This is a genomic window from Flavobacterium segetis (assembly GCF_900129575.1).
Classification (GTDB): Bacteria; Bacteroidota; Bacteroidia; order Flavobacteriales; family Flavobacteriaceae; genus Flavobacterium; species Flavobacterium segetis.
This window is the reverse complement of record NZ_FQWE01000004.1, coordinates 287,267-311,305: the sequence shown is the minus strand read 5'-3', so window position 1 is coordinate 311,305 and position 24,039 is coordinate 287,267. Positions and strand designations below refer to the sequence as shown.

19 protein-coding genes are annotated in these 24,039 nt (G+C 31.2%); 13 read left to right on the top strand and 6 right to left on the bottom strand.

Features of this window, described 5'->3' with window-relative positions; genetic code table 11:
* Positions 1 to 145: 145 nt before the first annotated feature.
* The 4 genes from BUA99_RS07735 to BUA99_RS15095 are packed head-to-tail and all read left to right on the top strand — an operon-like array spanning position 146 to position 3,216.
* Positions 146 to 706, top strand: a complete 561-nt coding sequence (locus tag BUA99_RS07735) for an RNA polymerase sigma factor (RefSeq protein WP_072990416.1) — start codon at positions 146 to 148, stop codon at positions 704 to 706.
* Positions 693 to 1,409: a hypothetical protein gene (locus BUA99_RS07730; RefSeq protein WP_072990413.1), complete on the top strand. Its 717-nt coding sequence runs from the start codon at positions 693 to 695 to the stop codon at positions 1,407 to 1,409. Before BUA99_RS07735 ends, BUA99_RS07730 begins: the two co-directional genes overlap by 14 nt.
* Before the next feature lie 34 nt (positions 1,410 to 1,443).
* Entirely contained in the window at positions 1,444 to 3,036 is a 1,593-nt protein-coding gene (locus BUA99_RS07725; RefSeq protein WP_143151728.1) for a hypothetical protein, read from the top strand.
* Positions 3,037 to 3,078: 42 nt separating this feature from the next.
* On the top strand, positions 3,079 to 3,216 hold the full coding sequence (locus BUA99_RS15095) for a hypothetical protein (RefSeq protein ID WP_159430934.1): 138 nt from the start codon (positions 3,079 to 3,081) through the stop codon (positions 3,214 to 3,216).
* A gap of 837 nt (positions 3,217 to 4,053) precedes the next feature.
* On the opposite strand, the gene BUA99_RS07720 is transcribed toward BUA99_RS15095, so the two are convergent.
* Positions 4,054 to 5,088 carry an ATP-binding response regulator gene (locus BUA99_RS07720; RefSeq protein WP_262487701.1) on the bottom strand — a complete coding sequence of 345 codons (1,035 nt, stop codon included), beginning with the start codon at positions 5,086 to 5,088 and terminating at the stop codon, positions 4,054 to 4,056.
* A gap of 394 nt (positions 5,089 to 5,482) precedes the next feature.
* On the opposite strand from BUA99_RS07720, the gene BUA99_RS07715 reads away from it, so the two are divergent.
* Entirely contained in the window at positions 5,483 to 6,256 is a 774-nt protein-coding gene (locus BUA99_RS07715; protein WP_072990411.1) for a response regulator, read from the top strand.
* A 1,903-nt stretch (positions 6,257 to 8,159) separates the two neighbouring features.
* Here the strand turns inward: BUA99_RS07715 and BUA99_RS07705 are convergent.
* The gene (locus BUA99_RS07705) at positions 8,160 to 11,744 is read right to left on the bottom strand and encodes a PAS domain S-box protein (RefSeq protein WP_072990405.1); all 3,585 of its coding nucleotides are present in this window, start codon (positions 11,742 to 11,744) and stop codon (positions 8,160 to 8,162) included.
* Positions 11,745 to 12,039: 295 nt separating this feature from the next.
* On the opposite strand from BUA99_RS07705, the gene dnaG reads away from it, so the two are divergent.
* Entirely contained in the window at positions 12,040 to 14,028 is a 1,989-nt protein-coding gene (dnaG, locus tag BUA99_RS07700; protein ID WP_072990655.1) for a DNA primase, read from the top strand.
* On the opposite strand, the gene BUA99_RS07695 is transcribed toward dnaG, so the two are convergent.
* A complete protein-coding gene (locus BUA99_RS07695) occupies positions 14,025 to 14,654 on the bottom strand; it encodes a response regulator transcription factor (RefSeq protein WP_072990403.1) in 630 nt (209 codons plus the stop codon). The genes dnaG and BUA99_RS07695 overlap by 4 nt on opposite strands.
* Positions 14,655 to 14,761: 107 nt before the next feature.
* Positions 14,762 to 15,559 carry an NAD(+) synthase gene (nadE, locus tag BUA99_RS07690; protein ID WP_072990400.1) on the bottom strand — a complete coding sequence of 266 codons (798 nt, stop codon included), beginning with the start codon at positions 15,557 to 15,559 and terminating at the stop codon, positions 14,762 to 14,764.
* 99 nt (positions 15,560 to 15,658) lie between these two features.
* Between nadE and gldB the strand changes: the two genes are divergently transcribed.
* Together gldB and gldC are read left to right on the top strand one after the other, a co-directional pair.
* Positions 15,659 to 16,615, top strand: coding sequence for a gliding motility lipoprotein GldB (gldB, locus tag BUA99_RS07685; protein ID WP_072990397.1), 957 nt, complete (start codon positions 15,659 to 15,661; stop codon positions 16,613 to 16,615).
* On the top strand, positions 16,615 to 16,950 hold the full coding sequence (gene gldC, locus BUA99_RS07680; RefSeq protein ID WP_072990394.1) for a gliding motility protein GldC: 336 nt from the start codon (positions 16,615 to 16,617) through the stop codon (positions 16,948 to 16,950). The genes gldB and gldC overlap by 1 nt, the downstream gene beginning before the upstream one ends.
* 79 nt (positions 16,951 to 17,029) lie before the next feature.
* Here the strand turns inward: gldC and yihA are convergent, their stop codons facing one another.
* Together yihA and BUA99_RS07670 are read right to left on the bottom strand one after the other, a co-directional pair.
* The gene (gene yihA, locus BUA99_RS07675) at positions 17,030 to 17,653 is read right to left on the bottom strand and encodes a ribosome biogenesis GTP-binding protein YihA/YsxC (protein ID WP_072990392.1); all 624 of its coding nucleotides are present in this window, start codon (positions 17,651 to 17,653) and stop codon (positions 17,030 to 17,032) included.
* Positions 17,654 to 17,682: 29 nt separating this feature from the next.
* The gene (locus BUA99_RS07670) at positions 17,683 to 18,456 is read right to left on the bottom strand and encodes an alpha/beta fold hydrolase (protein WP_072990389.1); all 774 of its coding nucleotides are present in this window, start codon (positions 18,454 to 18,456) and stop codon (positions 17,683 to 17,685) included.
* A 379-nt stretch (positions 18,457 to 18,835) separates the two neighbouring features.
* Between BUA99_RS07670 and mraZ the strand changes: the two genes are divergently transcribed.
* From mraZ to BUA99_RS07645, 5 genes are read left to right on the top strand one after another with little or no spacing between them, the layout of a single operon-like run.
* The gene (gene mraZ, locus BUA99_RS07665) at positions 18,836 to 19,309 is read left to right on the top strand and encodes a division/cell wall cluster transcriptional repressor MraZ (RefSeq protein ID WP_072990386.1); all 474 of its coding nucleotides are present in this window, start codon (positions 18,836 to 18,838) and stop codon (positions 19,307 to 19,309) included.
* A complete protein-coding gene (rsmH, locus tag BUA99_RS07660; protein ID WP_200778646.1) occupies positions 19,284 to 20,192 on the top strand; it encodes a 16S rRNA (cytosine(1402)-N(4))-methyltransferase RsmH in 909 nt (302 codons plus the stop codon). The genes mraZ and rsmH overlap by 26 nt, the downstream gene beginning before the upstream one ends.
* 30 nt (positions 20,193 to 20,222) lie before the next feature.
* Positions 20,223 to 20,570 carry an FtsL-like putative cell division protein gene (locus tag BUA99_RS07655; protein WP_072990384.1) on the top strand — a complete coding sequence of 116 codons (348 nt, stop codon included), beginning with the start codon at positions 20,223 to 20,225 and terminating at the stop codon, positions 20,568 to 20,570.
* On the top strand, positions 20,561 to 22,564 hold the full coding sequence (locus BUA99_RS07650) for a penicillin-binding protein (protein WP_072990381.1): 2,004 nt from the start codon (positions 20,561 to 20,563) through the stop codon (positions 22,562 to 22,564). Before BUA99_RS07655 ends, BUA99_RS07650 begins: the two co-directional genes overlap by 10 nt.
* Entirely contained in the window at positions 22,561 to 24,024 is a 1,464-nt protein-coding gene (locus BUA99_RS07645) for a UDP-N-acetylmuramoyl-L-alanyl-D-glutamate--2,6-diaminopimelate ligase (RefSeq protein WP_072990378.1), read from the top strand. The genes BUA99_RS07650 and BUA99_RS07645 overlap by 4 nt, the downstream gene beginning before the upstream one ends.
* Positions 24,025 to 24,039 lie beyond the last annotated feature (15 nt).

Below are 24,039 nucleotides of genomic sequence, written 5' to 3'. Positions count from 1 at the left end.
AGTATTTATTATTATTTTTTGCACAATTTATCAGTACATGATGCAACCATTTCATAACTATTGTCGTCTATGTTTATAGAGAAGTCTGTTATTATTTAAGAAGATATAGCACTGAGCGCTGCGTACTGACCACTGAAAACAAATAATGAAAGTAATTCAATTACAGCATCAGGAAAAGGAATTAATACTGTTAGCTATCGAAAATAATCGACAGGCTCAACAGCAGATTTACACTCATTTTTCACCAAAAATGTTAAGTGTATGTCGTCAGTATATAAAAGACATTCATCAAGCTGAGGATATTATGATTACCGCTTTTATGAAAGTTTTTACGAATCTGAAAAATTTTCAACACAACGGAAGTTTTGAAGGTTGGATAAGACGAATAATGATAAACGAATGTATCTCATTTATGCGAGTGGAGAAAAAGATAAAATACATTGAAGACGAAACTTACTTTGAAGAAAGATTTAATAATATCGAAAGTCAATTTTCAGTAGACGATATTCAGTTTCTAATTGATCGTTTACCAGATGGATACAAAATGGTTTTCAATCTTTACGCTATTGAAGGTTTCAAACATCACGAAATTGCCACATTATTGGGAATAAGTGAAGGAACATCAAAGTCGCAATTATCACATGCTAGGAAAATGTTGCAGGGGCAGGTCAACAAGTTAAAAAATTACGAGTATGGAACTGAATAGATTAGAAAAACAGATAAAAGAGCAATTAGATCTTCGGGAAATTAAACCTTCGGAGATGGCTTGGAATAAATTGGATAGTTTATTAAGCGCTGCTGAGAAACCAAAAAGGAAGTTACCGTGGATGTACGTAGCGGCTAGTTTTGTTGGTTTTCTGCTGATTGGAACTATTTTTTTTACTGTTTTTGATGCTGAAATAATAGATAACAATCGACCAGCAGTCGTTTTAGAACAAAAAACCGATAATAGGATTAATGAAGAAGATGATTTAGCTAATGAGAAAGTTGTATCTAATATTGTTCAAAATAAAATAGTTTACCCATCTAAAGTTGTTGCTAATGCAGTAAATACAAGGTCTAACCAACTTTCGAATAAAGAAAATACTGTTTTAAACATTAATCAAGCAAAAGAGAATAATGGAGTTTTAAATTCTGTTGAAAATTTGAATTCCCCAATAGTTAAAAAAAGCAGATATATTTCAGCTGAAAAATTATTAGCGGAAGTTAGTAATTCTAAAAGTGAATCTGGTGTCTATTACAAAACGATAGATAGAACTAAAAACGGGATTGCTGTCAATGCAAACAGTTTATTGTCAAATGCGGAAACAGAGTTAAATCAATCTTTTAGAGAAACGGCATTGGAAAAATTAAACAATAACTACAACGCCATAAAAACAGTTTTAGTCAATAGAAATTACCAAGAATAAATAATCATCAATCATCAATCAAAAAACGAAAATCATGCAAAAAATTATCTTATTTACAGCTATCATGTTGGCTGCTATGGTCGGCAAATTAAATGCTCAAAACAATGGGACTTATAAAAATGTTCTAGATTATTCTTATTGGCAACCTGAATCTCCCAATTATGAAATGAGTTTTAAAAAAAATGAAAAGTTAATGGATCAAAATATTTTTACTATTAAGTCAGTAAAAAGTAAAATTGATGGTTTTGGAACTCTTATGAAAACCGTTCCAACTGATTTGTACAAAGGAAAAACAGTTAAACTGAGCGGTTTTGTGAAAACTGAAAAAGTAAAATCATGGGCAGGACTTTGGATGCGCGTCGATTATTATAAAGCTCAGGTTCTTGCTTTTGATAATATGCGAAATAGAGGAATAAAAGGTACAACAGATTGGATGAAATATGAAGTGGTTCTATTTGTGCCAACTGAATCAACATCAATCTCATACGGAACTCTGTTAGATGGAACAGGTGAAATTTGGTTTAAAGACGTAAATCTGGAAGTAGTTGACGATGCTGTTGAGGAAACGGGTTCTATTAAAGGAAGAAAAAACAAAACAATTTCATTTGAAAAACGAGCAAAAGCGATTGCTGATGAAATTAAATCAATAACGGATAGTGAGAAAAAAGCATTAAAGGCTGAAGTTGAAACTATCGATCAGGATGTTTCAAAGGGATTGCTTTCCAAAGAAAAAGGGGAAACACTAAAATTGGAGAAAGCAGCAGTTCGAGCTGCTACTATTGAAACTAAAGTTGCAATTGAGGAAGCAAAGCTAAATCAATTAATTCAAGACCGAGTTGATGGGAAACTAGAAGATGAACCTAATAAAAAAGGTGGGCGAATGATAATGCTTGGTGGAAGCAATACTGAAATTGGGCAAAATCAAACAGAAATTAATATTGCATCTTTGAAAGTATATGATGGTAATGAAGATAAGAAAAACCGTCAATCTAAGCGTACAACAAGCCAAATGGTTTTTGCAGCAGGTTTAAATAATGTGGTGACAAACAATACGGTGAATGAATCAGATTTTAGATATTTGGGATCTCATTTTTACGAATTAGGTGTAACTTACAATAGCAGAATTTTGGAAAATGATAATTTATTGCACGCTAAATATGGCCTTTCTGTGATGTATAATAATCTTCGTCCAACAGACAATCGCAGTTTTGTGATCAATGGAAATCAAACTGGTCTAGTTTTGAATACTAAAGATTTAAAGGATTCTCGTTTTAGAAATGTTTATTTAGTGGCGCCAATTCATTTAGAGTTTGACTTTTCAGGCAATAAGGATTCTAATGGAAATCCATTTTTTAGAACGCATAATAGTTTCCGTTTAGGCGTTGGAGGATATGCAGGAATAAATTTAAAATCAAAGCAGATTATTAATTTTGATGACCAGGATTTGAAAGCGCGAGAAAAAACTAAAGGAGATTTTAACACCAATAATTTTATATACGGTTTAAGCACTTACATAGGGTATAAATCAACTAGTCTCTATCTAAAATATGATTTAAATCCTTTGTTTAAAAATAATGTTATTGATCAAAACAATGTTTCTTTAGGTATTAGATTTGATTTTAATTGAAGTAATTTTAAGATGGTGCAACATAAAAAGAATCAAACATACATGACAGTAACTCGAGATGGTATTTGTTCAATAGACGCGCTAGAAAGAACCACCCATTCTAATTTAGATCAAGCTACAAAGATAAAAAGTATTCAAATAAATAATGTTGACCTACTAATGAATGAGACTTATTTTTAGAATTTTTATTTAGTCTGCCGTCAAGATCATCTTGACGGTTATACTCAACTTATAAACATTACTGATAAAGCATATTGTTGTGAAATAACATAAAATTTATAAGGGATTCAAATTGAAAGTGTTGCAGCAGATAGTCATAAAAGTACTTTTAAAGCGATTAAAAAGGCTATTCAGAACGCACAAAAAGCCATGGTTTAGTTTATATTCGTAGAATGTGAGTGAATTAGTTGACAAGCTATCGAAAATATATTTCGGGACAAGAATTAAGAAGTCTTGCTTAAATACTTTTGAAAATCAAGATCGAAAATAATGAAACTTTTTGACACAAGAATTTAACTATTGGTTTGAAAGGTATAACGCTGCTATCAATGAGAAAATATTTAACATAGAACATGATCGATATTGGTATACTTACAAATTAAGCAGACTATCGCTTTCTAAAATAAAAAGTAAATTATCAAACATTTTTCAATGTCTGAAGATCTCAAAAATTATAAAAACTACAAATAGTATAAAAGGCTAATACTGTCATACTTAAAATTACGTGGATGTTTATCAAGACGTTGCAAACAAAAAACCGAGTGAATTTTATAAAAAAATGGTATCTATATGTCAATAACGAAAAGCATTTTTTTAGCTATTAAGTGAACAGCTAAAATTAAAAAAGAAAGCCAAACTTGAATTAACTGTTTTTCTATATTAAATTAATTTTATTGCTAAAATGGTAATTTACACCACAGCATAATTTCTATTGGAATTAACGATCAAATGTTGCAACTTGTTTTTTTAAAATGTGTCAATAATTTTAACTACGATACCTATAAATTATATGGTATTTCATGTACTATTTTTTAATGAAGGGGGCAAGAATATTGAAATAGTAGTACCAACATTTTTCTCAGATATTATACTAAATAATCCATTTAATTTTTTTGTTATCGTCTTGCTTAAATACAACCCTAGTCCTAATCCTTGCTGTTCTTTTTTTTCGCGATTAAATTGCTCTGCAGCATTAATCTTCTTTAATTCGTTTGCTGTCAAGCCAATGCCAAAATCTCGTATAATTATTTCATAATATTTCGCGTTATACGTTTTTCCGATGACAATAATTTTTTTAGGTTCAGAAGAAAACTTCAAGGCATTATCGATTAATTCTGTAAATATAAAATTTAAATGTTCTGCACTAATTTTCAAATCTTTTTTCTCTATTTCATATGTAATTTTGTAATCTTCAATTTGATATTCTTTTAAAACAATGGCCTTCGCTTTCTGAAACACAGCTTCGATATCACAGTTAGCACTGGCAGTAACTTCAAATTCATTGTTTTTAATACTCTCATATAAAAATAAATTTTGCATATTCCTTTGCAGTCTTACGAGAGATGTTTTGATGGCAGTGTGAAAAGTTCTTCTATCTTCGTTTCCTAAACTATTTTCACCATCTAAAAGTAGATCAATAAAACCTTGTATTCCGTTGATAGGGGTGTTTACTTCATGTAAAAAAAATTTCTTCTCACCAATATATAGATTATTTTGATTGTTTTTGATTCTTTCAAAACGCGCTAATTTTGTTTGAATCAATTCTAACAACTCTTTTGCTTTAAATGGTTTTGAAATAAAGTCATCAACTCCATCAAGTAATGATTTTTGTTTTAGATTGGGTTCTTTTTTTGCAGTTAAAAAAATAAAAGGAATAGCGCAGAGCGCTCTGCTTTCTTTTATAATTTCGTAAAGTTCTTGACCATCCATAATTGGCATCATAATATCCGCAATGATGAGATCAGGAGTCCAAATGTCCAATAAATCGAGCGCATCTTGTCCATTTGCTGCAGACTTGACCACATAATTTTTTAGTAGTAGTAGTTCAACAATCGTTTCACTTATATTTAATTAGTCCTCGACAATTAGTATTTTATTTACATGCATTGTAATAAGTTTTGTAGAATTCTTAAGTATCGTTTTATCTTTTTAGTTCTCTTTGGTGAAATATTCTTTAATTTTTGCTTTATTGGTATATATCATGAAATAATTTTCGTGTAATGAACCGTCTTACTGTTTTTCATTTATCATATTACTTCATTGTTTAACTTATTTAATTTAATTTTGTAGTATTGCGTTAGAACAAAGATCAATTTGACAACGCACAATTACACAAAGAGCAATATCGGAGTAAAATTATATTTAGTATTTATTTTTACTAGCGTAAATATGATAAAGTTAAAGCCTTAGACCTATATTTTAAATAATGTTTATTTAATTTCAACAAATGATCTACAATAAAATTAAAGTTCTTTTGATTGAAGATGACATAGCTTTAGGTAGCTTAATGTTAGAGCTTTTAACTCTTAATGACTTCAATGTCGATTGGTATAAAAACGGTAAAACAGCTTTAGCTGGGATTGATAAAACTAAGCCAGATGTTATCGTCAGTGATTATATGATGCCTGAAATGAATGGGGAGGAGTTTTTTTTAATGATTAGGAAAAACAGTATTTATCAGTCTATTCCTTTTATAATGGTTACCGCAAATATGGAAGAAGGAATTAAATACCGCCAGCTAAAAAATGGTGTAAATGATTTTATAGTAAAACCATTCCAAGTAAAAGAACTAGCTTACAAAATTATAAATGTTTGTAATTTAAAATTAAGTATTGAAAAAAAAATAAATCCTGATCCATTTTCAAAAGTTACCATAAAATTATCAGAGAAAAATTTTATCGTCTCTCTTAATGCGATTCTAGCGGTGAATTTAAAGGAAGAAATTGATATTGACGAGCTTAGTAAGAAATTGTTTCTTAGTAGATCTACATTAGATAAAAAGATAAGATTACGGACTAATAAAAATATATCTAGATATATAAGAGAATTTAAATTGGATTATGCTATTAAGTTAGTCGATTTAGGGGAACGAAATATTCAGTTTATTGCTGACGAATCTGGGTTTAATTCCTTTTCTTACTTCTCAACTAGTTTTAAAATCTACAAAGGAATAAGTCCGACGCAGTATATTAAAACTATTGCTTCCAAGGTTAATATTTAGGATAAAGTTCACGATAAGTACGATATTTATTTATCGCGATATGTATAAATCTTTGTTTATTTTTTAAATTGTACAGAATATAGCAACGATTTTTGTCCCCACTTTTTTAAATATGCAAAGGAAATCTCTTCTTAAAGTGACTTTTCGTTTTTAAAATTAATTTTTGATTCAAAGATTCTTTTATACTTGAATATATTAGCGAAGAATCTCCTATTTCAATGAAGCCAAATTTCAATATTTTTCAATAACTCTAATTTTATTGTATCTATATTTGAAGCTTGCTTCCAGAAGTATGTATTTTAATCAAGTTTTAAAAGATGTTTTCAGCCCTCACATTATCCTAATAATTTCCTTTTCTATTTATATTTTTTATAATGATTTTGTAAGAATCAATCATTTTTGTAAACTTTTAACTATAATATTGTGTGTAACTGTCAGAGTAAAAAATTAGTTTTTTTTAGGAGTTCTATTTTTAATAGTCATTTTTCTGAAACTATAATCACTAATTTGGAACCTAAAATAAATGGAATTATTTTTCTTTTGCAGCAACAGTTCGATGTTGTCCGTCTGAAACGCAGTGGCTTTTTTAATTATAATAGCTTCTTCTATCAAATTGCAGTATTTTAAAAACCTTTTTAATCAGGAATATCTATTTATTATTTTTGATAAAAGTATTAATTATTACCCGTTCTAAAAAAAGAGATCGACTGCTTTTTTTAGTAATATTCGTTTTAATGCTGCTCTTTAAGGTTTTTTGAAGTTCAACTATTTATTATTGTTTCAAAGTTTTCTTTAGTTTGTCTTGTCTAGGGGAATTTCTAGGTCCAAACTTTTATTTCTCTATCCTCGATTGGAATCAAGGTGGAGCGGTAACACCATTTTAGTGCGCTATTATTGAAATTTTATGTCTTGCATAACCAAATTATAGAGACTTGCTCTTTAATAAATCAGGCGTAAAAAATTATGTTGCTGTTTCGTAAATTAAGTCTTTTCCATAAACCTACTGTGCGGGCTAATTTAACATGTCCATTTCTAATATCGCAGTAGTAAAAAGGCAGTGATTTGCAACTTGTCAATCAGCTCTAGTGCTATACTTTAAAACCAAGATTAATGAATATTCCTTATTCATCCTTATGAAAAAATGTTTCAGCCTGTTCCTACTGATCACTGTTGTTGTCGGAAGTGTTGTTTTATTGTTAGATAGTATTTTCAAAATGCCAATTCTAAATAATTAAGACTGAATTTGAAATTATCAATTAGTTTTTTTAAAATAAACTTTATTTTGTGGCTTCAACTAAAATCTGTATTATGTTTGTTTGAGATTTGGGGTCTTGCTAGACAGTTCGCCGTTCATTTTTGTGGGGCAAAAATTGAACAATTGTAATTTTTTAAGGCGAACTGATCTAGTCAAGTGAAATTAATGGGATCTATCGTATAATTGTTTCGATTTAAAGTGTAATATAATGGAATATGATTATAGAACTGCGTTAAAGTATTGTAGTTATTCTAACACGTTGAACACAAAAGTTAGAGGGATTGAAAAACAAATAAAGCTTGTCAATGTTACAAATGTTAGACTGGTTAAAAAACAACGATCCTCATTAATAATATTTTTTCTCTTGTTACTCTATTTTCTTTTTAATTTAGTAGTAATTTCTATTTATATAAAGTTTGTGATCGCTCTTCTGATATTATTTCTTTTTATTGCACGATCAAAAACAGCACTCAAGTTACTGATTAATTTCCATGGTAATGCATTTTGTGAAATACCACTAAAAAAGAAGGACTTAGAAATTGTAAATGAGTTGCTAAAAACTTTATCTACTAATGGATAAGTAAATCTATCCCTAATGTTGAAAATTAATACGATTCATCATCCTATTTTTTGTCTTGTATTTAACTTCTATTTCGTTTTATAAATTGGAAAATCTAGTGAGACCTTTGTTCCCTTTCCCAATTCACTTTTTAATTTAACATTTCCTCCATTTTTTTCAGTAAATGTCTTAACAATATATAGGCCTAAACCTGTTCCTTGAATTCCATATGTATTACGCGCTCTAAAAAAAGTGTTGAATAAATTGAGTTGATCTTTTTTTGGTATTCCTATCCCACTATCAATTATTTCTAAGTATATCCTATTTGTTTCGATAAATAAGTTTAAAACAACATTAGTTGCGACATCTGAGTACTTAAAAGCATTGTTTAGAACATTAAAAATGGTATACTCCATTAAGTGCTTATCAGCAAATACAGGAAATCGATCACCACTTCCTATGTTTGTTATTATTTTTCTTTTAAATTTTTCATCACTATAATATTTATCAATTAAATCATAGCACATTAGCTTCAAATCAAAGTTAACAGGTTTGAAAGTTGTTTTTCCAGCATCTTCTTTAGAAATAGTTAAAACGGCATTCATTAAATCAACTATTCGGTCAATTTCACTAGTAATGGTTTGAGTGTGTTTATTTATTTTGGTTTCATGTTTAATTTCTTGTCCTTCGAGATACATTTCAATTAGCTCAGTACTAGCCCTAATGGTTGTCATAGGTGTTCTAAACTCATGCGATATGGTCGAGACTAAGTTAGTTCTTAGCTCGTTTAGCTTAATTTCATTAGCTAAGCTATTTTTTATAGCCTCTTCTGCTTCTATACGAAGAGTTATATCTCTTGTGCCAGTTTGCATACTGACAGGAATACCATTTTTTTTCACAAAGATGGCTTTTGTTTCTAACCAAATATAAGTTCCGTTCGCCTTCTTAAATCTGCCTTGTGCAGTGATATCTTCGGATAGCTTTATGAACTTATAAATGCTATCTTTTAACTGGCTCAAGTCCTCAGGATGTGCAAAATCTAAAGGAGATTTTCCTAAGAGTTCTTCTTGTTTATAGCCTAACAAGTGTTTCACTGACGGCGATACATATTCAAAAGTGCCATCCAAATTATGTAGACAGACTAAATCAACCGTATTTTCAGCTAAAAGACGGTAGAGATTTTTAGCCTCGTTTAGCTGAATGTTTCTATTGCGATTATTTTCTTCGATTAATAATGCATTTTGTTTTTCTATTCTCTTTTTATCAGTAATATCTATAATTTGAGCTATATAATAAAGTATGTTTCCTTCTTTATCTTTTACGGAGGAAGCAAGAAGACTCACCCAAATAATTTTGTTACTTTTATGTATGTATCTTTTTTCCATTTGAAAAAAAGATTTTTTATTTTCATCTAGTGTTTTATGATTTGCTTTATCTCGTTTTAAGTCATCTGGATGTGTAAGATCAGTGAAGGTTAATGATTGTAGTTCGGTTCTTGAATATCCAAGTATAGAGCATAATTTTTTATTAGAATCAAACCAAAAACCATTTTTGTCTACAAGACCAATGCCTGTAGAGGAGTGTTCAAATGCCCCTTTAAATTTTTCTTCACTTATCCGTAATTCTTCACTAATTTTTTTCTTCGCGGTAATATCTGTTTGAGCCCCAATCATACGGAGTGCTTTTTTGGATCTGTCACGTATTATATAGGCTGTGTCTATTATGTAAGCATAAGTACCATCAGATTTTAAAATGCGAAATTCATCGCGCCAAGTAGTTGCTTTACTTTCAAGTGTTGTTTTTACGTTAGTAAGAACTCTTTGTAAATCATCAGGGTGAATCAAGCTTTCAAAATCCGTCACTTTTATAAAGTTATTTTTATCATTTATTTTATGACCAAAAAGCTTTGTGTAATTCTCTCCAATTATAAAATGTTCCGATTCTATTTCCCAGTCCCAAATTACATCAGATGTTGCTTTAGTGGCATAAGAAAAACGCTCGTTGCTAATTTTCAACGCTTCTTCGGTGTTTTTCTGCATTGTGATATCATTAAAAGAGCACACCACATATAGAAGTTCTTTATCTTCTCTAAAAACAGGTATAGCGTCCACTAAAAGCCACGCTAAATCTTTCTTGACAGGTCTATATATTCCCATAACAACTTTATTTACGGGTTTTAGTGTTCGTAGCGCCCTGGGTACAGGGTGATCTTCTGGTTTAAAGTAGGTTCCATCTTCGTGAACTACTGCCCATAAAGGATCAAAAGAAGTCTTTCCTAAGAGTTGGTCGTGCGTAAGTCCAAGCATCTCACAAGCAGCTAAATTATTTTCTAAAATCTCCGATTTGGGTCCTTGAACCAAAATTCCTACGGCGGTATTGTTTAAAATATTTTTTATTAATGCTCTACTTCGGAGTATTTTTGCCTCTATGTTTTTGCTTTCTGTGATGTTGACACTAAAACCAATCATCATTTTAAAACTTCCATCTTCATTATACACAGGAGTAAGTTTACGATTATGATGGGTTATACCATCAGTTACTGTACCTAAAGTTTCTTCCCAAGAAGTCGTATCCATGCTATTAAGTGTGGTAAGAAATCTTTTTCGACGACTTATGGCAATAGAAGGATCTCTATTTAAATGTGCGGCATATTCAAAATCATCTTTGCCAATGATAAATTCCCGGAGTTCCTTGTTTTTAATTGCAATAGGATTTAAATATTGGTATTTATGTTGATCATCAAATACCACAACATCAGTTGGCAAAGAATTTAAAATAGTTTCGTAGAAATCTTTTTGTTGAATCAGTTGCTGTTGTGTTTCTATAAATTCTGTAATGTCCGTGCAGTTGCCTAGATAATAAGGTACTCCTTCCGTTCCAATTAATTGCACACTAGAGCAATGCCAAACGTAATGCCCTTTTTTATGAATTAAGCGATAAGTAATGTCATCGTAATTTTTCTTATTTAAATTTATTGAATTTAAATATTCAGTACACTTTTCAACGTCATCTGAATGGATAAATTGGGAAAAGTGTCTGCCAATAACTTCATTCGCTTCGTGTCCTAGAAAATTGGTCCAATTTTTTGATACGTAAGTGAAAACTCCTTCTAATGTAAGCTGATATAAAATTTCCTTTGAATTTTCTTCAAAAATTCGAAATTTCATTCTATTGTGATTCTTCAACTCCTGTAGCTCTTGGTTTTCTATCTGTAGCCGTACTATAGATTCAATGCTAGAAACGGAATATTTTATGATTTTTAAATCATGAGAGCTCAGTTCTCGTGATTTTTGCTCTAGTATACAAAGTGTTCCTGTAAAAAATTCAGATATACTTATAGGAAAGCCTGCGAAAAACTCAAAAGAGGAAACCGACTTAGAATGGTCAAGAGATTGATATCTGCCATCTTTTTTGATATTAGGAATTAGTAAAACTTCATTGTTTTTTATGAATTCTTTAAAAAAAATAATATCGTCTGGACTATTTAAATTCTCTAAGCCAATTTTAGCTTGAATGAAATGATTGCCGTGCTCACGGACTGTGATAAAACCACCTGAAATTATGCCTATTTCGGCGAGAAATAATAAAATTTCTTCTAGTTTTTTTTGGAAGTTAGTATGCAACAGCAAATTAAAATTTGCATTTTTACTCTTTGCTAAAGATTTTATTACCATAAAAAGGATTACTTATGGGACACTAAATTAAACTACTTTTTTCGAAATTATTTACAAATGAACGCATATTTTATAATAAATAAAATTAGTATAAAAGGAATACTGTATTTTTTTTAAAATGAATTTTAAAAGTAAGTTTTTTAGACTTAAAAATATTTAAAATTTAGGTTCAAGGCATTTTAGTTTCAAGAAACTATTGCGAAAGCAGAAAAGTACTGCAAGATGAAATTTTATTTTTAGTGTGGATATTTTTGTCGTATTAAACTTTGTAACTTTGAATTTTAAAATAAATAATTTGATCTCAAAAGCTACCATAGATACTGTATTTGAAACTGCTCGTGTTGAGGAAGTTATTGGTGATTTTGTAAATTTAAAGCGAGCGGGTTCTAACTTTAAGGGTTTAAGTCCGTTTTCTGAAGAGCGCTCACCATCTTTTATGGTTTCACCAGCTAAGGGAATTTGGAAGGATTTCAGTTCTGGAAAAGGCGGAAACTCCGTGGCATTCTTAATGGAGCATGAAAAATTTACTTACCCAGAAGCCATTCGCTATTTAGCAAGAAAATACAATATTGAAATTGAAGAGACGGAGCAAACCGATGAAGAAAAAGCGAATACTGATATTCGAGAAAGTATGTATTTAGTTTCAGAATTTGCTAAAACTTATTTTCACAATACATTATTGAATGCTGAGGAAGGGAAAGCAATTGGATATTCCTATTTTAAGGAACGCGGTTTTACAAATGAAACAATATCTAAATTTAGTTTAGGCTATTCTCCTGAAGCATGGGACGCATTTACTAAAGAAGCATTAGGAAAAGGATATAAGTTAGAATTTTTAGAAAGTACAGGACTTACCATTCCCCGTGATGATAGACCTTTTGACCGTTTTAAAGGCCGGGTCATGTTTCCCATTCAAAGTATGTCTGGTCGAGTTCTGGGTTTTGGTGGCCGAATTTTAACTAATGATAAAAAAGCGGCTAAATACCTCAATTCTCCAGAAAGTGATATTTACCATAAAAGTAAAGTGCTTTATGGAATTTTTCAAGCAAAACAGTCCATTGCTAAACTTAATAATTGCTATTTAGTAGAAGGTTATACTGATGTGATCCAGTTTAATCAATCTGGAATTGAAAATGTGGTTGCGTCGTCTGGAACTGCGTTAACACCTGATCAAATTCGTCTAATAAACAGATTGACTAAAAATGTTACCGTTCTTTTTGACGGTGATGCTGCAGGATTACGTGCTTCTATTAGAGGAATCGACTTAATTCTAGAGGAAGGAATGAATGTAAAAGTGTGTTCTTTTCCCGACGGTGAAGATCCCGATAGTTTTGCAAAGAAATCATCCTATGAAGATTTAGTAGAATATTTAGAAAGTAATGCTAAAGATTTTATTCAATTTAAAGCCTCGCTTTTAATGAATGAAGCAAAAAATGACCCTATCAAGAAAGCTGATTTAATTCGCGATATGGTAGTGAGTATTTCGAAAATTCCTGATCGCATTCAAAGAGAAATTTATATTCAAGAATGTTCAAGAATAATGGATATTTCGGAGCAAGTATTACAAAGTACATTAGCACAAATAGTTCAAAAGGAAACAGTAGAGATTGGTAAGAGACTAAAACAAACAGATTCTGCTGCTCAGCATGCATTTGAAGTTGTTAAAAATGAGAACATTCTCGGCGTTGAAAAAGTTGATATTTTATATCGCTTGGAACGAAAAATTATCGAAATACTACTTTTATATGGTAATAAGGAGGAAGAGTTTGAGGATACTTATTTAAAAACTAATGAAGATGGTGTTATAGAAACCGTTACGGAGAAAAAAACTTATAAGGTCTTTCAACGAATTTATCTTAGTTTACAAGAGGATGAAGTTGAACTTGCTAATCCTTTATTTAGGGAGATATTTAAGGATCTAATTGCATATTATAACGAAGAAGAAAATTTTAGTTTAGAGCAATATCTAATGAGATTGCAAACTGATTTTGCGCAAGAAGTGACTGATATTTTGATGGAAGATGAACGAGTGGTTTTACACGATTGGCAAGGACAGAATATTTTTCCTAAGTCTAAAAACGAAACGATTGTTCAAAATGTTTCAGAGACAATTTTAACTATGCGCTGGTATCTTGTGGGCAGTATTATTGAGGAATTAAAAAACTCTATACTATCAGAATCAAATTCGGATAATACAGAGTCTATGGCAATGATAATGGATTATAATATGTTAGTACACTCTTTTTCTAAAAAATTAGGGAGAGTAATGTCTAGATATTATTAAACAATTTCTAACGTTTTAGCTTTATTAACTAAATCAACTAAATTAGTAACATTAAGTTTTGTTAGTAAACGTAGTTTGTAAGTACTAATAGTTTTTTCGTTTAGGTTTAAAATTTCAGCAATTTCATGATTTTTTTTACCTCCGCTTAAATAACGCAAAACTTCAACCTCACGGTTAGATAACTTACGATACAAGCGTTCGCTTTTACTTTGTTTAGCAATTAATGCTAAATTTTTCTTTACTGTTTCGTTCATTATGATTTTACCTTGGTGCACCTTATTAATAGCGACACCTAAAGTTTCTAATTTTTCAGATTTATGCACAAAACCAGATACTCCGGCTTTTATGGCATTTGGTGCATAAATTTGTTCAGAAAGACCACTGTAAATAATGATCTTCGTTTTTGGGAAGTTTTTCAAGATTGCTTTAACCTCAAAAATACTAGAAAGTCCTTCTAAATCTAAGTCGATGACTAAAACATCAATGTCTTTAGTTTGAAGTATGTCCCTGACCATCAAAAAGTTACCAACATTGGCAACTATTGAAATGTCTGCATTGTCTTTAAAGTAAGATTTTACTCCAAAATGCACAACGGGATAATTGTCGGCTATACATACCTTAATCATAATTTTTAAGTTTTTAAGTTTTTAGAATTATTTGTTTTTGGGACTGTAAATTTAATAAATAAATTCTGTAATTAATTGCAAATCAACTAAAAAAATAAAATTATCTCCTATTTTTTTATTTTACAAACGGGAATTGCTATCATTTTATGTCGATTTACGAAATTTAGTCGTTTGTAAATTTCAAAAACTATTTTTTCTCTTCCGCTAAAATCCTCAACGCTTTTTTTACTTTCATCTTGTAGCATCGCCCATTCTAATTCGTCATAACTGGCTCCTAATTGATCTTCATCTGTTCTATCATCACCAAAAAGGCCATCTGTGGGAGCAGCAGTTAAAATAGATTCTGGGACTTTTAAGTATTTGCCTAGCAAGAAGACTTCTGATTTCATTAGATCAGCTATTGGGCTCACATCTACGCCGCCATCTCCATATTTTGTGTAAAATCCTACTCCAAAATCCTCTACTTTATTTCCTGTACCAGCAACAAGTAAACCTTGTATTCCTGCAAAATAATACAATGTTGTCATTCGCAGTCTTGCTCGAGTATTGGCAAGAGCCAAATTAACCTTTAAAATATCGCTAGTATGAGGGACGACAGATTTAAATGTATCAAAAACAGAGGTTAAATCAGCTTGAATACTATTTACATTAGTGTAGCGTATTTTTAATTGGTCAATATGCTCCCGTCCACGAGTGACGTGGCTTTCGGCCTGATGAATTGGCATTTCAACGCAAAGAACTTGCAATCCAGTTTGTGCGCATAACGTTGATGTAACCGCAGAATCTACGCCCCCTGAAATTCCAATCACAAATCCATTCACTTTTGCATTTTCAGCATAAATTTTGAGCCAATCTACTATCTGAGTATTTGCATCTTCAACTTGAAAAGTACTTATTTTAGTCATTATAATTTATGTTTTTAAAAGTAGCAGCGTATATTTGCAAAATCTATTTGTTCAACTTTTTATTTGGCAATAAGTTGATAACAAATTTAATTAATATTTATGAAAAAATTTCTATTTATTGTAGCCTTTTGTCTCATTTTCGTATCTTGTGATAAGAAAAATAAGGTTGAGGAGTCTGTGGCGATAATTCCTGTCGAATTGAAAGTGAAACGTTTTGACAAAATATTTTTTGAAACACCTACAAATGATTTAGAAAAAGTAAAAAAAGAGTTTCCTTATTTTTTTCCAGCCGGGAATGATAATGCTGTTTGGATTAGTAAAATGCGGGATCCGCTGTGGAAGGAGGTTTACACGGAAGTTCAAAAAAAGTATGCCGATTTTACACCCGTGAAAAAAGAATTAGAAACGCTTTTTAAGCATATCAAATACTATTTTCCAAAAACTAAAACTCCCGAAGTAATTACAGTTATTTCAGAAATGGATTATAGCTCTAAGGCAATTTATGCTGATAGTTTAGTAATCATTTCACTAGAATTGTATTTAGGTAAAAATCATAAGTTTTATCAATTTCCTAATTATTTGAAAGAGAATTTCGAAGAAAGACAAATTGCACCTGATGTGGTCTCCAGTTTTGCTACTCGAAATATCGCACCAGTTATAGAAAATGATTTACTTAGTGAGATGATATATTATGGCAAGCAATTGTATTTAAAAGATTTGTTGTTACCTGAATACACCGACGCTGAAAAAATAGGCTATACTCCATCCCAAATAATATGGTGCCAAGAAAACGAAAGTTACATGTGGCGCTATTTTATTGAAAAAGAAATGCTATACAGTAATGAAAAGAAACTAATTTCTCGTTTCATTAATCCAGCTCCATTTTCTAAATTCTATTTAGAAATTGATAATGATTCGCCGGGACAGGTTGGCGCTTGGATTGGATGGCAAATTGTGCGTTCTTATGCAAAAAACAATGAAATACCGATTGCTGAATTATTGAAAGTAAATGCAAAAGAGCTTTTTGAAAAATCTAAATATAAACCTAAGAAATAATGTCAAATAAAAATATATCTGAAATTAAGTTTCAAATTGAGCTAGATGAAAATCGAGTGCCAGAAAAGTTAATGTGGTCTGCCAAAGATGGTGGAGTTGAATTAGAAGAAACAAAAGCGATAATGCTTTCCATTTGGGATAGTAAAGCAAAAGAGAGTATGCGAATTGATTTATGGACTAAAGAGATGCCGGTGGACGAAATGAAAATTTTCTTTCATCAAACATTGGTTGCCATGTCTGAAACTTTCAAACGCGCAACAGACGACGAAAAAATGGCAGATACTATGAAAGATTTCTGCGATTATTTTGCAGAGAAATTAGACTTGATTAAATAAAATATAATCTAAAAAAAATTCCAAATTCCAATTTATTATTGGAATTTGGAATTTTTTTTTAATTTTTGTTTTTTTTATCTCAAAATCCACTGTTATTATTCTTAAAAACTTCTTGATTAACTTCGTCAATATACCCTAATAATTCTTCTTTTCCAGTAGACTCTGTCGCTGAGGTTATAAAATATTGTGGCATTTCGGCCCAGTTATTAGCAAACATTTTCTTTTTATAAGCAGCAATGTGAGAATCAATTTTAACTCTACTAATCTTGTCAGCTTTAGTAAAGATAATGCAAAAAGGAATTTCACTTTCTCCCATATAAGACATGAATTCAATGTCAATCGTTTGAGCTTCATGACGAATATCGATTAGTACAAATGCACAAACTAGTTGTTCTCTAGTCTCAAAATAATCAGTGATAAATTCTTGAAAAATTGATTTTGTCTTTTTAGAAACTTTTGCATAACCATAACCTGGTAAATCAACCAGAAACCAATTATTATTAATTAAAAAGTGATTAATCAATTGTGTTTTCCCCGGTCTTCCAGACGTTTTTGCTAGCTTTTTATGATTTGTTATCATGTTGATCAAGGAGGATTTACCCACATTTGATCGACCTATAAAAGCATATTCGGGTAAGAAATCCTTAGGACATTTTGCTACATCAGAATTACTAATAACAAATTCGGCGGTATTAATTTTCATCTATTAGTGTATATTATTTTGCTATCAGATTAGTGTATTGCTAAGTGAGTATGTGTTAGCCATTCCTCAAGCAAACGATTGAATTCGTCAGGATGTTCCATCATTGCTGCGTGTCCGCATTTGTCAATCCAGTATAAAGTTGAATTTGGTAGTAATTTATTAAATTCTTCCGCAACGTCTGGTGGAGTTACTTTGTCATCTTTACCCCAAATAATACAAGTTTGTACATGCATCTTTGGTAAATCTTTAGCCATATTATGTCGAATAGCACTTTTAGCAATTGTCAATGTTTTAATCAGCTTTATACGGTCATTTATTGATTCGTAAACCTCATCTATAAGTTCTTTTGTAGCCACTTTTGGATCGTAAAATACGTCCTCTGCTTTTTTCTTTATATATTCATAGTCACCTCTCTTTGGATAACTGTCTCCCATCGCACTTTCATAAAGTCCTGAGCTTCCAGTAATTACTAATCCTGCAACTTTTTCTGGATACATTTTTGTATGATACAATGCAATATGTCCACCTAATGAGTTTCCTAAAAGTATAACTCTTTCTAGCCCTTTAAATGTGATGAAATCCTTAACATATTTAGCAAAACTTTTGACATTCGTTTTTAAAATATTCTGGGTGTATATAGGTAAATCTGGAATGATTATTTTATAACCTCTTGTAGAAAAGTAATTGGCAACAGCATCAAAGTTACTTAGTCCTCCCATTAATCCATGTAAAATAACAATTGGAGTTCCCTCGCCAGCTTCATAATAACTGTATCTACCTTCTTTTTTATGATTTTTTTCCATTTTGTTTCAGACCGGATTTTCAATTTGGACAAATATATGATTTAATAAATAAAAATTAATTTTTACAACAATTTTTAATTATAAAATTAGATGAATGTTGCGAAAAATTATTGGTGTAGTAATGCAAATTATACTCAGTATTTTGATTTTTCTGTCTGTTTTCAAGAAAGGAAAACGGATAATTACATATGTCTTGACTATCTTTTTCAATAACATTATGTTTCTTACAAAATCATAAAAAATAGGTTAACCCATTGAGTGCATATTAATTAAGGTTATAGGGCTAGAAGTGGTTAAACTTATTAACAATGTGGTATATTGTGGTAAATTGTGGTAAATTTTTTTATATTTTTGCTCTATATCATTTAACAAATTTTAATTGGAAACAATTGTTGGAACATATGAATGTAAAGTTGATGCTAAAGGAAGGCTTCTTATGCCTGCGCCTTTAAAAAAGCAATTGACTTCTTCACTTCAAGACGGATTTGTCTTGAAGCGTTCTGTTTTTCAGCCTTGTTTAGAACTGTATCCAATGAAAGAATGGAATTTAATGATGCAAAAAATCAACAAACTTAATCGGTTTGTAAAAAAGAATAATGATTTTATCAGGAGGTTTACAGCTGGCGTTAAAGTGGTTGAAATAGATGCTCTAGGACGTTTATTAGTACCAAAGGATTTGGTTTCTTTCGCAAATATTAGCAAAGAAGTGGTTTTTTCATCTGCTGTAAATATTGTTGAGATTTGGGATAAAGATTTATATGAGAAATCAATAAGTGGTGAAGATGTAGATTTTGCAGATCTAGCCGAAGATGTAATGGGTAATTTAAATGACGATGACAATGGAATATCATAATCCAGTTTTACTTCACGCATCAGTTGATGGTTTAAATATTAAGCCAGATGGTATTTATGTTGATGTAACCTTTGGTGGTGGCGGTCATTCAAAAGAGATTTTGAGTAGGCTGGGTCGTAACGGCAAACTGTTTGCTTTTGATCAAGATGAAGATGCTTTGGCAAACGCTCTTGAAGACGAGAGGTTTACATTAATCAATGAAAATTTCAGGTTTATAAAACGTTTTTTACGTTTTTACGGAATTAAAAGTGTGGATGGAATTTTAGCAGATCTTGGAGTTTCCTCTCATCAATTTGACGTTCCAGAAAGAGGTTTTTCAACTCGTTTCGATGCAGGTTTAGATATGAGAATGAGTCAGAAGAATAATTTGAATGCTTACAAAGTGGTTAATGAATACGATGAAGCTAATTTAAGAAGAGTGTTTTTAGATTATGGAGAACTGAAAAATGCCCCCGTATTAACAAGAACAATTTTAGAAGCAAGAGAGTTCAACCCAATTAAAACAACTGACAGGTTAAAAGAAATTTTATCTCAGCATTTGCCAGAAAGGGTAAAAAATAAAGTATTAGCTCAAATTTATCAAGCTATCCGAATTGAAGTGAATCAAGAAATGGATGTTTTAAGAGAATTTCTAGAACAATCGCTTGAAGTTTTGAATCCTGAAGGCCGATTGAGTGTTATTTCTTATCACTCATTAGAGGATCGATTGGTTAAGCGGTTTATGAAAAACGGTATGTTTGAAGGAGAGCCTGAACGAGATTTTTTTGGAAATTTTTCGGTGCCATTTAAAACGGTTGGAAAACTAATAGTTCCTGATAGCTCTGAAATTAAAGAAAACAATAGAGCAAGAAGTGCCAAATTAAGAATTGCAGAGAAAAAATAAAATCAGGAAAAAGAGTCTAAAAGTCAAAAAATGAAAAACGGAGTTTACAGTTTATTAAAAGCAAGATTTCTCTTAAATGAGGATGCAGTTAAGAACTGGCGTTTTATTGTTTTTATCATTTTCTTGGGAATTCTTATGATTGCAAATACGCAACGATTTGAGCAAAAGGTATTCAAAATCGTAGCGCTGACTAATAAATCTAAAGAATTAAGATCTGAATTTGTTGACAGAAGATCAGAACTAATGAAATTAAAAATGGAGTCAACAGTTTCTGAGAAAATGGTTGAAAAAGGAATTTTTCCATCAACAATTCCTCCAGTTAAAATAAAAGTAAGAGAAGTAAAAGAAAAAAACTTTTTTCAAAAATTATGGCAGTAGAGGATAAACAAATATCGTATCGTATTTATCTAGTGGCTTGTGGTATTTTTATCATGGCTATAGCTATTGCTGTAAAATTAACTAATATTCAGTGGGTTGAAGGTGATTATTATAGAAAATTAGCAAAGGAAAGAACAGTTAGAACTTTCGTCATTCCAGCTAATAAAGGCAACATTTATTCGGCTGACGGGAGTTTACTGGCCACTTCGATTCCTAATTATGAAATTCGATTTGATGCGCTTGCGCCAAAGGCAGAGTCATTTGAAAAAAACATAAAATCATTAGCCGATTCATTAGCAACGCTCTTGGGAAAATCTTCAAGTTATTATGAAAACGAATTGAGAAAAGCAAGAGCTAATAAAAACAGATATTATTTACTAGCTCGAAATTTAAGTTACACTGATTATTTTAAAATTAAGGGTTTTCCATTGTTCAAGTTGGGTGCCTACAAAGGAGGAATAATTGTTGAGCAGGAAACGGTAAGAGAGCATCCAATAGGGAAAATTGCCGAACGTACTGTGGGTTATGAAAGAACTTCTCACGGGAAATCATTTGACGGAAAAGGTATCGAATGGGCGTTCAGAAATGACTTGAACGGTAAAGATGGTAAAATTTTAAAGCAAAAAATTGCTAAAGGTCAGTGGAAACCTATTCGCGATGTAAATGAAGTTGATCCTCAGGACGGTTACGATGTGATTTCTACGATTGATGTTTATATCCAAGATATTGCACATCATGCACTGTTAAAACAATTACAAGCTTACGATGCTGATCATGGCTGCGTTGTTGTAATGGAAACGCATACGGGTCATATTAAAGCAATTTCAAATCTTGGCAAAGACCATGATGGCTCCTATTATGAAACTACAAATTACGCAGTAGCTGAGTCTCATGAACCAGGCTCTACCTATAAATTAGCTGATTTGATGGCACTTCTTGAAGACAAAAAAGCGGATACAAGCACAGTTTATGATAGGAATGGAGGGCTGATTATGTATAGCGGTCGACGAGTTGAAGATTCACATAGAGGAGGTCCACAGAAAATTTCATTGGCTAGGGGTTTTGAGCTTTCGTCAAATACAGTTATGGTTAAAGCAGTATACGAAGCTTATAAAAATGAACCTTCTAAATTTGTAAATCATCTAAATAATTTTGGATTAAATAGAAAATTAGGACTTTCAATTAAAGGAGAAGGGGCTCCCTATGTTCCTCAACCAACAGATAAACGATGGTCGAATGTTTCATTACCATGGATGGCTTTTGGTTACGGAGTGTCTATAACACCTATGCAGACACTAGCATTCTATAATGCTGTTGCCAATGATGGAGAAATGGTCAAGCCTCAATTTGTCTCAGAGATAAAAGAATGGAATCGAACAATCAAAAAATTTGATAAAGAAGTATTAATTCCTAAAATATGCTCCAAGGAAACAATTTTGAAGTTACAAGCTGTTTTAGAAAACGTAGTTAAAAAAGGAACTGGTCAAAAATTATATTCTAAAGATTTTTCTATGGCAGGAAAGACGGGTACTGCTCAAGTGAATTATGGTAAAAACGGCAGAGCCGATATGTATTACGCTTCCTCATTTGTAGGCTATTTTCCGGCAAAGCAACCTAAATATTCTTGTATTGTTGTTGTTCATAAACCAAATACTGCATTAAATAATTTTTATGGTGCTGATGTAGCAGGTCCAGTATTTAAAAGAATCGCGCAGAAAATTTTTACCGATGCTCCTTCAACTAATGAAATTAAAAACATAAATCAAAAAATTGCAAAACAAGAAATTAATTACGATTCTTATTTTGCAAAATCAAATAAAAATCAACAATTGGTTCCCAATTTAAAAGGAATGTCAGGAATGGATGCAGTAGCATTACTGGGAAATTTAGGATTGAAAGTCAGAATTGTAGGAATGGGTAAAGTCAGAAAACAATCAATCGAAGCAGGACAAAATTTAGTAAAAAATACAACCATATTATTAGAATTATCATGAGTATTTTAAAAGATATATTGTACAGAGTTGCTATTGAATCCATGCAGGGTTCGACTGATATTGTTGTTAACAAAATAGATTTTGATTCAAGAAAAATTGGAGCTGGCGATGTTTTTGTTGCCATTCGAGGTACAATTTCTAACGGTCATGATTTTATTAATACGGCCATTAATCAAGGAGCAACAGTAATTGTTTGCGACACTTTGCCTGATGATCTAAAAAAGGAAATTACATATATAAAGGTAAAAGATACCAATTCAGCTCTAGCTTGTATTGCAGCGAATTTCTATAATAACCCGTCGCAAAAATTGAAATTAATAGGAATTACTGGAACTAATGGTAAAACTACAGTGGCTTCATTATTATTTCAGTTGTTTCAAAAAGCAGGTCAGAAAGTTGGCTTAATTTCAACAGTGAAAATTGTAGTAGACAAACTGGAGTATAAAGCGACACATACAACTCCTGATTCAATTACCATCAATCAGTATCTAGATGAAATGGTAAGTGCAGGTGTTGAATATTGTTTTATGGAAGTTAGTTCCCACGGAGTTCATCAAAAAAGAACAGAAGCACTACATTTTGCTGGTGGTGTATTCACTAATTTATCTCACGATCATTTAGACTATCATCCCACATTTGCGGAATATAGAGATGTAAAAAAATCGTTTTTTGATAATTTACCAAAGTCAGCATTTGTTCTGACCAATATTGATGATAAAAACGGACAAGTGATGCTACAAAATACGGTAGCAAAAAAAGTTACTTACGCATTAAAAACATATGCTGATTATAAGGCACAAATATTAGAAAATCAGTTAGCTGGTTTACTTTTAAAGGTAAATGGTAATGAAGTATGGGTAAAATTGATAGGAACATTTAACGCTTATAACTTATTAGCAATTTATGGCACCGCTGTAGAACTAGGAATGGAAAGTCTTGAAGTGCTTCGCTTGATGTCTGATTTAGAAAGTGTTAGTGGGCGCTTTGAGTTTATAGTTTCAACAACAAATATCACGGCTATTGTTGACTACGCTCATACTCCTGATGCGCTTGAAAATGTTTTGAAAACTATAAATGATATTCGTACAAAAAATGAACAATTAATAACAGTTGTTGGTTGTGGTGGAAATAGAGATAAAACTAAACGTCCTATTATGGCAGAAATCGCAACAGATCTTAGTGATAAAGCTATTTTAACATCTGATAACCCAAGAAATGAAAATCCAGACGAAATAATAAGTGAAATGGAGCAAGGTGTTGCGCCTCAAAATTATAAGAAATTATTATCGATAACAGATCGAAAACAAGCAATTAAAACTGCTTGTCAATTGGCTCAGCCAAATGATATTATTCTAATTGCTGGTAAAGGTCACGAAACATATCAGGAAGTGAAGGGGGTTCGTCATCATTTTGATGATATGGAAACAGTAAAGGAAATCTTGGAACAATTAAATAAATAACCCAATAAACTAACC

What these genes read in the sequence shown, in the direction of transcription:
- BUA99_RS07670 (WP_072990389.1), bottom strand. Translation starts at nt 18,456, where the DNA reads ATGGAAAAAAATCATAAAAAAGAAGGTAGATACAGTTATTATGAAGCT.
- rsmH (WP_200778646.1), top strand. Translation starts at nt 19,284, where the DNA reads ATGACGATGACAATGGAATATCATAATCCAGTTTTACTTCACGCATCA.
- BUA99_RS07645 (WP_072990378.1), top strand. Translation starts at nt 22,561, where the DNA reads ATGAGTATTTTAAAAGATATATTGTACAGAGTTGCTATTGAATCCATG.
- BUA99_RS07735 (WP_072990416.1), top strand. Translation starts at nt 146, where the DNA reads ATGAAAGTAATTCAATTACAGCATCAGGAAAAGGAATTAATACTGTTA.
- BUA99_RS07655 (WP_072990384.1), top strand. Translation starts at nt 20,223, where the DNA reads ATGAAAAACGGAGTTTACAGTTTATTAAAAGCAAGATTTCTCTTAAAT.
- gldB (WP_072990397.1), top strand. Translation starts at nt 15,659, where the DNA reads ATGAAAAAATTTCTATTTATTGTAGCCTTTTGTCTCATTTTCGTATCT.
- BUA99_RS07725 (WP_143151728.1), top strand. Translation starts at nt 1,444, where the DNA reads ATGCAAAAAATTATCTTATTTACAGCTATCATGTTGGCTGCTATGGTC.
- BUA99_RS07650 (WP_072990381.1), top strand. Translation starts at nt 20,561, where the DNA reads ATGGCAGTAGAGGATAAACAAATATCGTATCGTATTTATCTAGTGGCT.
- BUA99_RS15095 (WP_159430934.1), top strand. Translation starts at nt 3,079, where the DNA reads ATGACAGTAACTCGAGATGGTATTTGTTCAATAGACGCGCTAGAAAGA.
- BUA99_RS07705 (WP_072990405.1), bottom strand. Translation starts at nt 11,744, where the DNA reads ATGGTAATAAAATCTTTAGCAAAGAGTAAAAATGCAAATTTTAATTTG.
- nadE (WP_072990400.1), bottom strand. Translation starts at nt 15,559, where the DNA reads ATGACTAAAATAAGTACTTTTCAAGTTGAAGATGCAAATACTCAGATA.
- gldC (WP_072990394.1), top strand. Translation starts at nt 16,615, where the DNA reads ATGTCAAATAAAAATATATCTGAAATTAAGTTTCAAATTGAGCTAGAT.
- BUA99_RS07695 (WP_072990403.1), bottom strand. Translation starts at nt 14,654, where the DNA reads ATGATTAAGGTATGTATAGCCGACAATTATCCCGTTGTGCATTTTGGA.
- BUA99_RS07730 (WP_072990413.1), top strand. Translation starts at nt 693, where the DNA reads ATGGAACTGAATAGATTAGAAAAACAGATAAAAGAGCAATTAGATCTT.
- yihA (WP_072990392.1), bottom strand. Translation starts at nt 17,653, where the DNA reads ATGAAAATTAATACCGCCGAATTTGTTATTAGTAATTCTGATGTAGCA.
- BUA99_RS07715 (WP_072990411.1), top strand. Translation starts at nt 5,483, where the DNA reads ATGATCTACAATAAAATTAAAGTTCTTTTGATTGAAGATGACATAGCT.